Source organism: Haloferula helveola (genome assembly GCF_037076345.1).
Classification (GTDB): domain Bacteria; phylum Verrucomicrobiota; class Verrucomicrobiia; order Verrucomicrobiales; family Akkermansiaceae; genus Haloferula; species Haloferula helveola.
In genome coordinates, this window is the sequence record NZ_AP024702.1 from 1,050,860 (window position 1) to 1,062,858 (window position 11,999).

At 63.0% G+C, this 11,999-nt stretch carries 8 protein-coding genes; 4 read left to right on the forward strand and 4 right to left on the reverse strand.

Going from position 1 to position 11,999, the window contains the following annotated elements:
• Window positions 1-4: 4 nt before the first annotated feature.
• Both HAHE_RS03635 and HAHE_RS03640 read left to right on the forward strand, forming a co-directional pair.
• Window positions 5-1,603 (forward strand): hypothetical protein, encoded by a 1,599-nt coding sequence (locus HAHE_RS03635; RefSeq protein ID WP_338688703.1) that lies wholly within the window; start codon window positions 5-7, stop codon window positions 1,601-1,603.
• A complete protein-coding gene (locus HAHE_RS03640) occupies window positions 1,600-3,279 on the forward strand; it encodes a hypothetical protein (RefSeq protein WP_338688705.1) in 1,680 nt (559 codons plus the stop codon). The genes HAHE_RS03635 and HAHE_RS03640 overlap by 4 nt, the downstream gene beginning before the upstream one ends.
• Before the next feature lie 27 nt (window positions 3,280-3,306).
• Here the strand turns inward: HAHE_RS03640 and HAHE_RS03645 are convergent, their stop codons facing one another.
• A complete protein-coding gene (locus HAHE_RS03645) occupies window positions 3,307-4,881 on the reverse strand; it encodes a sulfatase/phosphatase domain-containing protein (RefSeq protein ID WP_338688707.1) in 1,575 nt (524 codons plus the stop codon).
• A gap of 139 nt (window positions 4,882-5,020) precedes the next feature.
• Here HAHE_RS03645 and HAHE_RS03650 point away from each other — a divergent pair, with 139 nt between their 5' ends.
• Complete coding sequence (locus HAHE_RS03650) at window positions 5,021-5,707, forward strand: sialate O-acetylesterase (RefSeq protein ID WP_338688709.1); 687 nt, start codon at window positions 5,021-5,023, stop codon at window positions 5,705-5,707.
• 15 nt (window positions 5,708-5,722) lie between these two features.
• Here the strand turns inward: HAHE_RS03650 and HAHE_RS03655 are convergent, their stop codons facing one another.
• The 3 genes from HAHE_RS03655 to HAHE_RS03665 all read right to left on the reverse strand — a co-directional run bounded on the left by HAHE_RS03655 (window position 5,723) and on the right by HAHE_RS03665 (window position 9,357).
• Window positions 5,723-7,591: a hypothetical protein gene (locus tag HAHE_RS03655; RefSeq protein ID WP_338688711.1), complete on the reverse strand. Its 1,869-nt coding sequence runs from the start codon at window positions 7,589-7,591 to the stop codon at window positions 5,723-5,725.
• 16 nt (window positions 7,592-7,607) lie between these two features.
• Window positions 7,608-8,270 (reverse strand): hypothetical protein, encoded by a 663-nt coding sequence (locus HAHE_RS03660; protein WP_338688713.1) that lies wholly within the window; start codon window positions 8,268-8,270, stop codon window positions 7,608-7,610.
• Between the two features lie 115 nt (window positions 8,271-8,385).
• On the reverse strand, window positions 8,386-9,357 hold the full coding sequence (locus HAHE_RS03665; protein WP_338688714.1) for a toll/interleukin-1 receptor domain-containing protein: 972 nt from the start codon (window positions 9,355-9,357) through the stop codon (window positions 8,386-8,388).
• A gap of 284 nt (window positions 9,358-9,641) precedes the next feature.
• Here HAHE_RS03665 and HAHE_RS03670 point away from each other — a divergent pair, with 284 nt between their 5' ends.
• Window positions 9,642-11,897 carry a serine protease gene (locus tag HAHE_RS03670; RefSeq protein WP_338688715.1) on the forward strand — a complete coding sequence of 752 codons (2,256 nt, stop codon included), beginning with the start codon at window positions 9,642-9,644 and terminating at the stop codon, window positions 11,895-11,897.
• Window positions 11,898-11,999: the final 102 nt, after the last annotated feature.

Here is an 11,999-nt window from a genome sequence, read left to right on the forward strand (position 1 = left end):
CTAGATGAAGCACTTGCCGTCCAAAAGCCTCTGGAGGCTGCCGCTGGCCACGATCGCCATCGGACTCGGCGTGGGGTGGCTGAGCCGCCCGGAGCCAAGTGCCATGCCGGACCGGAATCCGGTCGCCGCTGAACCCGCGCCGGCCCCGAGCCGGCCCAAGCCGGTGCCCCCCGAGCCTGCACCCACAACTCCGGCATCTCCACGGCTTCGCTCGGCGAATGCCATCTGGGCAAGTCGACAGGGGCCGGGGTTCGGAGCCTTTGCGGAAGCGGCCCTCACAGCCGATCTCGGGATGGTCGAAAGCCTCTGGGAGCTCCGGAATGAGACCGAGCCCGGCTTCCCCAATGGCCTCGACCCGGTGACGGCCGTGATCCTCATCCGCTGGGCGGAACTCGAACCCGAATCCATGATCGAGGCGGTCCATTGCCATCCATTGGGATACGCCGCGTGGGCCCGCGTTGATATCGAAGCTTCCTTGTCGTCGCTTGAGGAGTGGCTGGCATCCCCGGCGTTTGCGAAGGACGAAGCCAATCGGTGGGGGCCGAAGGACAGCGCCGCTTTGCTAACCACTTTGGCGGAAGTCGATCCCCACCGCGCGGCAGAGTTCGAAGAGAAGCTGCCCGAGTTTGCGCAACTCAGCGAGTTTGAGCGCTTCAAGGTGCGCATCCCCCCCGATCCGGAGGCGGTAGGGTGGGAGATGTTGAATCTGCGCGAGGTCACGGCCTCGCTCGCCTTCGACAAGTGGGTCGCATCCGACCCCAAGGCTGCCATCAGATGGCTCGCCGCAAAACTCGAGAAGGGTGAAGGCTCGAAGGTCGCCAATGAGAAGGTGATCGCCGGCGCGCTGAAGTCCTTTCCCCCCGAAGATCTGCCGGCCATCGCCGCACTGCTTCCCCCGGGTGAAGAACGTTCCCAGTTGGTTTCAGCCTACGTGCTGGCACTTGCCAACTACGACCCGAGCCAAGCGATCGAGTTCGCCCGCTCGCAAGCTGGCACCGCGAACGTGACCGGACTGCTGGCAAAAGTCGGACAGGCGCTGGCAGATGAAGACCCACGCCGTTCCATCGACCTGCTTGCCGACCTACTTCGCGACTACCCGAACGGAGGCCGGATCGCGGTTGTCCTGCCGGACGGCGAGGAGAAGATGGAGGGTTCGGTGGTCGAGCACGGCTGGCTGAAAAGTCTCTCGATGGCCGCCCCGCAGGAAACGATGGCCCTTCTTTCCAGCAGAACCGATGCGGTCGAGACGGGAAGCCCCGCCCAGATCCTCGGCCGCGAGTGGATGCTGCGTGACCAGGTCGGCTACGCCGGCTGGGTGAACTCCCTCCATCCGGGCCCGATGCAGGATGCCTTCCTTGTCCCGCTCGTTTCCGAAATCGCGAACCTGAAGAGTGACGGGCGCGGCTACTACCCGGACCGGCAGGAAGCCATCCGGCGAGCCAGCCGCATCTCCGACGACGAATCGCGGCGGCAAATGATCCGGAGGCTCGCATCCGACTTTCAGAAGTACAGTCCGACCGGGATGGCGAAGTTTGCCGAATCCGACGCGGCCACGGACGAAGTCCGAGCGATCTACGCCGAAATCACACGGAAAGCGGAATGATGAAAGCGGCCGTGTATCTTCTCAGCGCCGCCACCTTTGCGATCGGCTTCGGTATCGGGTGGAACGGAATTACACCATCGGAGAAGCCTTTGGATAACGTCCCCATCCGTCCACCGAAGACCGACCGCAATCGGAGTGCGAATGCCGGCCCGACGCGGGAGTCCGGATCCTCACTGAACCTGTCCGAACTCGACCGCATTCTCTCGGAAACGAATCCCGCCGAACGCCTCCGCGGCCTCGTCCGGTTCGCGAACACGATCCCGCTCCGTGACCTTCCGACCTGGAACCGTCGCGGCTCCCTTCGCTCCGGTGATCCTCTGCAGGACCGGATTTTCAGGGAGATCCTCACCGGTCGGCTCACAACCACCGATCGCGGCAGGGCCATCGTCGAACTCCGGGGCTCCGACCCGAAGAAGGCCGAGGCGGAGTTCGAGGAGTGGATGCGGGAAGACCCCGAAAGGGCATTGCGCTTCCTCCAGAATGCCCACCCCTCGATCCTTGAATCTTTCAGCGGGGCCGCACTCAAGCAGTGGGCGGCTTCCGACCCGGAACGCGCCCTCCGGATCATCGATCTGTCTGCCCGGAAGTGCGGACTCGATCACTCTCACCAGTTGTTCAGGGAACTCGGTTCACTCGCGGAAACCCACGGCGACGAGTTGATCGAGCTCAGCAAAGGCTGGCCGAGTCACTGGCGATCGAAAATCCAGTCGCGCGTGGCCCAACCACGCTGGTTGAAAGATCCCGCCTCGACCATCGCATGGATGAAGGAGGAGAACATGCCTCCCCATGTGTTCTCGGGGATGCTCTCACTGATCGGGGATTCCACTCCATGGGAAAAGCGCGGGGAAGTTCTGAAGGTCCTCGAGCATGTGAAGGACATGCCTCCGGAGTGGTTGGAAATCGCATCGAGATCGGTCGAATACCTCATCGTCCAAGGTGACATGGAAGGCTGGCTGAAGGCGACACCTTCGGAGCTCGGAATGTCGCCCGCTCTTCTCGAAGTCTACCAACTCGAGGCTGCCGACATGCTTCAGGGCGCCGGGGATGTCGATGCCCTGATGGCTGCCGCGCTGACCCCAAAGGTGCAGACCGCGCTGGCACTCGAGGCCCTGGAACGGCGTCGCTATGACGATCTCAAGGGAGCCGCAGAATGGATCGCCACCATCCCCTACCCGGAGGCCCGGGCCGCGGCGCAGGAGAAATACGACCACTACGTCGAACTCCAAAAACAACGCGATGAAAACGCGAGAAGAGGCCCCGCCGTCCCCGACTGGGGTTCGTGGCCTCCCACGTTCGAACCCCGGTCCGAGCCACCCTCACCCGGCGCGGACCCGGAGACCGCGAGGATGCAGTCTCTCGTTGCCGAAAGCCGTCCGTGGGACAGCGCGCTCAAAGACGTCGGCCCCGCCTACCGTCATGTGCTGGAGACCGATCCCGGTTGGATGACCGACGAGATCACGACCCGCTTCGTTGACACCACCGTCAACTGGGCACGGGAGAACCCCTCCGCAACCGCCAACTGGGCGACCACCCTGCCCCCGGGATCCCACCGGGAGACCGTGCTGAGGAACGTCACCCGTCAATGGGCCGCGCGGGACCCGGCCGGCGCCCGACGCTGGGTCGATTTGCTCGCCGACACCGCCGACCGCGAACTCGCGATGGCGGAGCTGCCTTAGCAGACCGACAAAGCGCTTCTCGGCCCGCTACTTCTTTTTCGGCGCGTACTTCTCGTACGACGGTGCGTCGTAGAGCTTCCGGAGGCGCTCGTATTCGGCAGTGAGTTCGGCGCGCCTCTCCTTGTAGGCCGGATCGTCCGCCACACTCACCAGCTCGTTCGGGTCTTTCTCGAGGTCGAACATCTGCCACTCGTCCGTGCCGGGAATGTAGAAGAGCTTGTGGGTCTTCGTCCGCACCCCGAAATGCTGGGGCACGTTGTGCTCCCCGAGCTCGTAGTAAGCGTAGTAGAGGGATTCACGCCAATCATCGGCCTTGCCCTCGAAGATCGGGAGTATCGAGCGGCCTTGGATTTCCTCGGGGACTTCCAATCCGGCGGCATCGAGCCAGGTCGGCGCGTAGTCGATGTTCTGGATCAGTTCCATCGGCCGCGCCCCGGGCTTCACCTTGCCCGGCCAGCGGATGATGAACGGCATCTTGAACGACTCCTCGAACATCCAGCGCTTGTCGTACCAGCCGTGCTCGCCGAGGAAGAAACCCTGGTCGGACGAGTAGATGACGATCGTGTTCTCCGCGAGGCCGTGCTTGTCGAGATACTTGAGCAGGGTTCCGACGCTCTCGTCGACCGCCTTCACCGCACCGAGGTAGTTCTTCATGTAGCGCTGGTATTTCCACCGCACGACGTCCTTCTCACTCATCTTGCCCGACTTGAAACGCTCGAGGAACTGTCGGTTGAGCGGCCCGAAGTGATCGTCCCAAACCTTCCGCTGGTCGTTGTCCATCCGGTTGTACTCGGGCGTGCCGTAGCGGTCCGGCTTCGGCAGTTCAACACCCTTGCGCTCGTCCTTGCGGACCTTGAGGTCGTAGGCCCAGTCCATCCAACGATCGATCTCCATCTCATTCGTCGGCAGGGTGCGGCTACGGTTCTCGTAGTCGTCGAAAAGCGTCGGTGGCTCCGGAATCTCGACACCCTCGAAAGCGTCGAGGTGTCGCAAGGCCGGCGCGAAGGTCCGGTGTGGCGCCTTGTGCTGGCACATCAGGAAGAAGGGCTTCGACTTGTCGCGGCCGTCGAGCCACTCGACGGCCCTCTCGGTGGTGATGTCGGTCGCGTAGCCGGAGTAGCGCTTCTTGCCCCCGTCCATCTGCAGGAAATCGGGATTGTAGTAGCTGCCCTGGCCCGGGAGCACCTCCCAGTAGTCGTAGCCGACCGGATCGCAGTTGAGGTGCCACTTGCCGATCACCGCTGTGGTATAGCCCGCCGCCTTGAGTGCCTTGGGAATCGTCCACTGGCTCGAATCGAACCCACCGTTGCCGAAGTTGCGGATGAAGCCGTTCTTGTGGCTGTGCTTGCCGGTCTGGATGCACGCCCGGGATGGCCCACAGATCGAATTGGCGCAGAAGGAATTCTGAAACAGCGCCCCTTCGTCCGCGATCCGGTCGATATTCGGCGTTGGCGCCACCTTCGCCAGCGGACCGCCATACGACGAGATCGCGTTGAGGGCGTGGTCGTCGGAGAAGATGAACAGGATGTTCGGCCGGTCGGCGGCCAGCGCGGACGCGGCGAGCGCCAACGGAACAAACGAGGTGAGGAGCGTTCGATTCATGGCCCGGAACCATGAGGACGCCGGAAACAAGCTCCAGCCCTTTTTTATGCCCGCCGGAACTCGGGGGAAGATGGCCGCAAATCAACGCGTAACACGAGCGATGCCCGCCACCCCTGCTCTGTTCCGGATCGTTCTTTCCATGTTACTTCTCGCCCTGACCGTGCGCGGTCTCGCCGATGAACCCGAACGCCATCTGTTCATCCTCTCCGGCCAATCCAACATGACCGGAGGCTTGGCCAAGGGATTCACCGAGACCGTCGGGAAGGAGTTCGGAGCCGGGAATATCGAGGTCGCGATGAGCATGAAAAGCGGCCGCGGTATCCGCTTCTGGGTCGCCGACTATGAAGCGCCCGAAGGCAGCCGCCTCGCGGGCAAGAAGTCGGCCGATAACGGCAGTGAATACCCGAAGCTTCTGAACGCCGCGGAAAAGACAGGCGATGCCAGGAGTTTCGCCAGCGTGACCTTCGTCTGGATGCAGGGTGAGTCCGACGGCGGCAACGGCATGTCGGCCGCCTATGCCGAGAGCTTCAGGAAACTGCGGAAGCGGCTGATGGCCGATCTCGGACTCAAGCGAATGAACACCGTGATCGGTCGCATCAGTGACTTCGGGTTGCACGGCGACAAGGCGGACGGCTGGCGCGAAGTTCGCGACGCCCAGGTGAAGCTCGCCGAGGAACTCGAGAACGGCGCGTGGATCGATACCGACGACCTCAATGACGCCGAAGGAAAACCGGAGGGGCACCTGCACTATCCGAAGGAGCAGAGCATCGCCCTCGGCAACCGCTTCGCCAATCGGGCGATCGGACTGATCCGGGATCGGCGCTAGCCCGTGCGGGACGTGCTAGTCACTGGGAGGAAAACAGAAGCGCGCCGGTTCGCCCAGCACCTCACCTTTGACTTCCAGGCAGCCTCCATGCCAGCCCTGCTCCAGCAGGTCTCCCCGGTAGACGAAGGCCGTTCCCGGCTCATTGAAGGGGCTCGGTCTGCCATTGGCCCAGACATCGATGCCCGCAGCGTCCGCTCCCCACTGGAGGCGGACGCGCTGACCCGCGGTGCCGGTCATGGACACCGCGATCCGGGCATCGAGTTCGTCCGTCTCTGGGGATAGTTCGATGGCCTTTTGCACGAATGCCTCCACCGACGCATCGCCGGCCGCATGGCTGATTTCCAAGGCAAAGCCGTAGTGACCATCCACAGTCCGCTTCGCCTCCCACACTTCCACACCCGGCCACCGCTCGGCACTCTTCTTCCCGGTTCTCGCGGCTGTCGTGAGCTTGTCCGAGAGCTTCGGAACAGACAGCCGGATCGGCCAGATCGCGACCACGTGCTCGCCCCGGCGCCCGACCACGCAGCCGGATGTCCGCTTTACGACCTCAATGCCGGACGGCATCCAGAAGAGGTAGGGCTGCCCGGCCGGAGCCGTCAGGTAGATCGCCAGATTCCGATCCTGCCCAACCGCCGAGCCATCCGCGAGCAACCCGTCCTGATACATCGGCGAACCGAGCTTCGTCGGATCGGAGCATGGAGCGGCCGCAATGACGGCCGCCCCCTTTTCTGCACTCTCCAACACGATCTTGAAACCATTCACGTCCGGATTCCGCGTTCCGCGCCATAAGGTGCCGAGTTGGAACCCCTCACCGAAGTACTGCGTTTCCCGGAATTCGGGCTGCTCGTCCCGATAGCCGGTCCATGACTCCAGCCCCGGCTTGCAGGCGAACTGCACCGCACCCGAAGCGAACGCCTTCCTCGCCAGCCGCACTGCAGCAAGCGGCGGCCGGTAGTCCGAAGTCAGGAGATGCACCTCGTCGGACTCGAAGTGCCCGGGCTTTCCCACCGCATCTCCGAACCACAGCCAGAACAGCATCGCGGCCGAGCCGCCGAACGCCTCGGGATGGTTGTAGTCGCGCTTGGTCGGCCCGCCCCAGACCCCCTGCCGATACTTCAGCGCACCGGTCACGGTGATCCAATCGAGGGCCGCAGTCGCCAAGGTCTTCACCTCGGGATCCTTCGCGAAATCGTGGAGGTTCACCAGCGGAGCGATCGAATGACCGAGGTAGTTCTCCGAGTCCCACTCCGACATGCCAACCTGATGAAGCCCGGTGACAAACACCTCCAGATGCCGCTTGTAGAGCTGCCTCACCTCCTCGTTTCCCGTCTCTTCGGCGAGCAAATAGACGGAGGTCTCGCGCATGAGCTTCAGGTTGTCGGTATTGCGGATGTCCACCCACGAGTTGCGTGCCTCGGGCGTCCACCCCGGCGTCCCGGGTTTGTAGGCGGGGTGTGGCCGCCGGTAAGGGTCCTTCTCCGTGAAGATCCTGGCAGCACGTTTCATCCGATCCCGGTACGCGGGATCAAGCCGGTCCCCGAAGTGGAAGTATTTGCGGATCTGGTGCTTCAGCGTGAAGGCCGGGTAGTAGTCGATTCCCAAAGTTCCCGCGTTCCACTCCTTCGCCTTGTTGTCCTCCTCCTGCAGGAACTTCAGTGCGGCCTCCTCCTCGCCTCCCAGGATCGACAGCATCGCCCATCCGTACGCCTTCTTTTCATTCTCGAAGAAGGTGTTGCCGTAGCGCCCGGAACGGGTGGTTGACTCGATCACGTAGCGACCGCGCTCCTGGAATCCGGTTTCGAGGTCAGCCGGCCACTCCCGTGCCGAACCGCCGGCGACACCCGCAAGGAACCACGTGATCCATATCCGTACCTGAAACACCATCACCATGATCCGGTGACTACGCGTCCGCGGCCCGGCCTTCATTCAAGCGACCTCCTCGAAGTCTTGCCCAGAGATACACGAGGACTCGGAACAGAACGTGTCCGGGAAGGATCAACACGAACGTCATCATCAACCAATGGAACAGCCAGTAGGGCATCCCTTCCGGCTTCATGGCATACGCTCCCGCGAGGTCGGTCGCTTCCCGGACGTAGTTGACGTCGCTCGAAGCATCGACAAGCGCGAGTGTCAGCAGTGACAGCGCGAGATAATGACCGGACGAAACCGCCCACGCCCAACGATCGAAACGGCGGAGCCGGAACACCGCCCATACCGGGACCGACAGAAGAAACACATGGTAGAAGGTCACCGCGTAGCCGAAGGGCGTCAGATCCAGCACATAGGCACCGGATCCGATCAGGATTTTCCCTGCGAAACGATGGGCCAGCAGGTCGATGACCAAAGGAAGATTGAGAAAGAAGCCCGAGGAGACCACCGAACTGACCAGCAGGACATTCTCCGTGATCAGGCCGATCCCGAACAGCAGCACCAGAGTCACGCAGAACCACAGGCATGACTGCGGAGTCCCGGTCGCGATCGCGGTCACGCAGTAGAATGCGTGGAAGACGAGAAACACGACGCCCCAGACGAAGAACGACCTGTCTTGTGTGAGGGGGATCATCTCAACTTGTTCTGCTTCGTGAGTTTGCCGAACTCCTTACGGTTCTGACGGGTGGAGGGGCCACGGTCGAGCGCAAGCTGCACGCATACGCTGGCATCGCCCCCCGACAGGCCAGCTACCAATCGTTGGCCGAAATCCACCCGCGCAGATCCAGAACCCGGTCCGCAACCTCCTCAAACAGGAGGTCGAGAGAGGGCTCCGAATCCGCCACGTCGCCGGTCTCGACCAAGATAGTCCGACGCCGGAGACATCCCATCATGTCGCGGAAGTCGATCTCCACGATGCGTTGCGCCTCGCCATGGCGGGTCTGTGAGATGTTCAAAAAGGTGTCCCGGTCCATCAACCGATTCGCCTCCAACGTGATCGGGAGCTCGGAGATGACGAAGCAGAGCGGCAGGGGAAGACTCCACTTTCTCCTCTGGATCCGCAGCATTTCATCGAAAAACGCCTCCCACCACGCATCGTCCAGAGCCCTTTCCTCGGCACCGGCTGCAGGCATGACGAAGTACGGCGCCCGACGCACTTCGTCATGATCGGGCAATCGGTCCAGCAGCACCTCGCGATAGGAGCGATGAACGAAAGACCCCTCATCCGTCACCTGCACGGTCGGACCGAGGACCCGCTCCAGGCATCGGTCGACCGTGGCACGGCAACGATGTTGTTCGTGTTTGACCGGATCCACCGCTTGGAAGATCCGCTCGGCCAGGGCCAGAAGCTCGCTGCCATCGCTGATGAACGCACATCGATCCGCGAGTGGCTCGGAAAAGCTTCGCACGATGTCCTCGTCGATTCCGAACCAGAGGGGCAGCAGCACGTTGGACCCGTCCCTCTCGCGAGCTGCCAGTTGTGACAGCTCGTAGCGGGTCCAACGCTTCCCGAAGAAGTGTTCGCTGAGCACCACCAAACCGAAACGACAACGGTTCAGCCCGAGATCGATCGACTCCGAAAGGCTGTCACCGGGGATGAGAGCGAACTCGTCATGCCAGACCCGTAGCCCGAACTCACGAAGCTGGAGCACAAGGGCACGAACAAAGGGCTCCTTGTCTTCGGAGGCATGGGAAACGAACAGGTCCCAATCATAAGCCATTCCGGACTGAATCCGATCCGCGATCCGGCGACAAGTCCGGGCGACAAGATCGTATCCCGATTCGGGTCGACGGCACGGCATCCGGTCGTATGTTCCGCGTCGTGCGAATCAGCGTTCTAAAGCGGGGTCTCGTCGGAGCGTCGGTGGGCGTGATGGCAGCGTCCCTCGCGATGCCTCCGAAAGTCGCGGCTGATCCCGGTCCCGGGAAAACCGGAGCGAGGGATCTGCATTTTTCCACCCGCATCGAGCGACCGTGGAGCCCGCCTGCCGGTGCCTCCTCGGCCATGCCCAAACCGACAGCCCCGAAGGACCTTGAGACCTGGGTCGAACTTCCGCGCGAGATGTCCATCATCGGCGGCGACGATGCGACGGAAGGGGCTTACCCTTGGATGGCGGGAATTCTCTTCCACGGCGATCCGGATCTCTTCAACGCCCAATTCTGCGGAGGCACGCTCGTGCATCCCTTCTGGGTCGTGACCGCCGCCCACTGCGTGTTGGGAGCCGAGCCCGGTGAGTTGGACGTCCTGCTCGGCGGGCACGATCTCTCGTCGGATCCGTCTTTCCAACGGATCCAGGTCGCGGAGATCATCATCCACCCCGACTACAAGGACACGAACACCGATTCGGACATCGCGTTGCTGAGACTGTCGGTGGCCGCCGATCCGGCCTACACGCCCCTGGCCATTGTCGATGATGCCACGCTTGATGTCCCCGGCACGCTCGCGCGCACGCTCGGCTGGGGAGACACCACTGGCAGCGGCAGCTATCCGACCGTGCTGCAGGAGGTCGATCTGCCGGTCGTGAGTCTCGCGACCGCGAACGCCACCCCGACCTATGCCGGCTCCCTGCTCCCGACGATGCTGCCGGCGGGTCTGGCAGCGGGAGGGAAGGACTCGTGCGGAGGCGACAGCGGCGGACCGCTGGCGGTTCCCGCTCCTGAGCTCGGGGGATGGGCCCTGGCCGGCATCACGAGTTTCGGAGCAGGATGCGCCCAGCCGGATTCCTACGGGATCTACACCCGTGTGAGCCAATTCCGCCGCTTCGTGATCGACCACCTCTATCCCGGATACAGCCAGTGGGAAGTGGTCACCGGATCGGTGGGTGAGAGCCGTGATCCCGACGGCAACGGCTTCGGTCACTTTGCTGAGTATGCGTTCCGTCTCACCCAGGATGGTGGCGGCACGAGTCCGGCATTCGAGTTTCATCCCTCCGGCGGGAATCCCGAAATGGCCATCCGGCTCGGGATTCTCGCCAACCCGGCGGAGGCCGACTACCAAGTCGAGTGGAGCTCCGGCCTGACGGCTTGGAACGATCTCCCGCTGCTGCCCAACGTGATCTCCAGCCAACCGATCACAGGCGATGCGGATGGCATCCAAGCCCTCGTCGGCGCCGGCCAACCGGCGTCGGCGGCAAGGGGCTTCGTGAGGGCCCGGGTGGAACCGTCAGGCGCACTCGTTCCCGGCCTCCGCCGTCTTTCCGCAACCGGTCGCGCCCAAGGCTCACTGACCGCGGAAGACCTGGCGCATCCCGGCTTCCCCCAACGACGCATCAAGGAATACCGCCTCACCGATGTCGTCGCCGGACAAACCTACCGGCTCGTCGGCCGGTCTGGTGCGTTCGACGTTCGACTCGAGCTTTTCGACGCCGAAGATCTCGCAACACCCCTTGCGGTCGCGACCACCGATGCGGCCCTCGGCAGTGTCGGCACGGACGAAGCGATCGAGTTCACCGCATCGCCCGTTGTGTCGGAATACCGGTTGAGAATTACGAGCGAGTTGAACTCGCAAACCGGTTCATTCCTCATCGGAGCGTATCGCCCCTCCGTCTTCTCCGCACTCCCCCAGATCACGAATCCATCCACCACCGGCGGCAGCCTGACGACCAATGACCCGCTTGATCCGCTCTGGGAGCCATTCCAACTGTACTCGGACGACTTCCGGCTCGTCGGACTGACCTCGCCCGTCCGCATCTCGCTCTCGTCCTCGGCGTTCGACAGCTACCTCGAGATCCTCAGCGCCGAAACCGGCCTCGTGATCGGAGCGGATGATGACTCGGGAGGTTCCCTGAACGCGGAGTTCACGCTGAACCCCGTTCCGGGTGTGCCATACATCGTCCGCGTCACTTCCGCTGTGGAAAGCCAGACCGGCGGCTACACCCTCTCGCTCACCTCTCCGCCGCTCACCCCCGGGATCGGCGTTCCGGACTCGCTCACCGCCAGCCTGTCCGCTTCGGATTCCTTCGACCCGAACTTCCCTGGCTACTACGCCGATGACTATCAACTCCTCGGCGTGACCAACGGCCAGTCGGTGACGGTGTCGATGGTATCCGACAATCTCGGGGCACTCGACCCGTGGCTGTATGTGATCAACGCCGCCACGGGTGCGATTCTCTTCGAGAACGACGACAGGAATCCCGGCACCGGCGACTACAACTCGCAGGTCACCTTCACGGTGAACGGTTCGATCAGCTACATCATCCGGGCGTCCAGCGCCTATGATGGAGAAACCGGTGGCTACACGCTGACAACCACCTCGCCCTGATCGGGGCTACATCCCGAATGATGAGATTCTTCGCAAGCAGCCCGATTTAGCACAACAGGACCGAGGGTATGCCAGCGGATGACCCGTGGCACCGGCAAGCCG

Bases quoted from the DNA above. Each gene is read 5' to 3' on its own strand.
- HAHE_RS03645 (WP_338688707.1), bottom strand. From the start codon at position 4,881: ATGAATCGAACGCTCCTCACCTCGTTTGTTCCGTTGGCGCTCGCCGCG.
- HAHE_RS03655 (WP_338688711.1), bottom strand. From the start codon at position 7,591: ATGGTGTTTCAGGTACGGATATGGATCACGTGGTTCCTTGCGGGTGTC.
- HAHE_RS03635 (WP_338688703.1), top strand. From the start codon at position 5: ATGAAGCACTTGCCGTCCAAAAGCCTCTGGAGGCTGCCGCTGGCCACG.
- HAHE_RS03670 (WP_338688715.1), top strand. From the start codon at position 9,642: ATGCCCAAACCGACAGCCCCGAAGGACCTTGAGACCTGGGTCGAACTT.
- HAHE_RS03650 (WP_338688709.1), top strand. From the start codon at position 5,021: ATGTTACTTCTCGCCCTGACCGTGCGCGGTCTCGCCGATGAACCCGAA.
- HAHE_RS03660 (WP_338688713.1), bottom strand. From the start codon at position 8,270: ATGATCCCCCTCACACAAGACAGGTCGTTCTTCGTCTGGGGCGTCGTG.
- HAHE_RS03665 (WP_338688714.1), bottom strand. From the start codon at position 9,357: ATGGCTTATGATTGGGACCTGTTCGTTTCCCATGCCTCCGAAGACAAG.
- HAHE_RS03640 (WP_338688705.1), top strand. From the start codon at position 1,600: ATGATGAAAGCGGCCGTGTATCTTCTCAGCGCCGCCACCTTTGCGATC.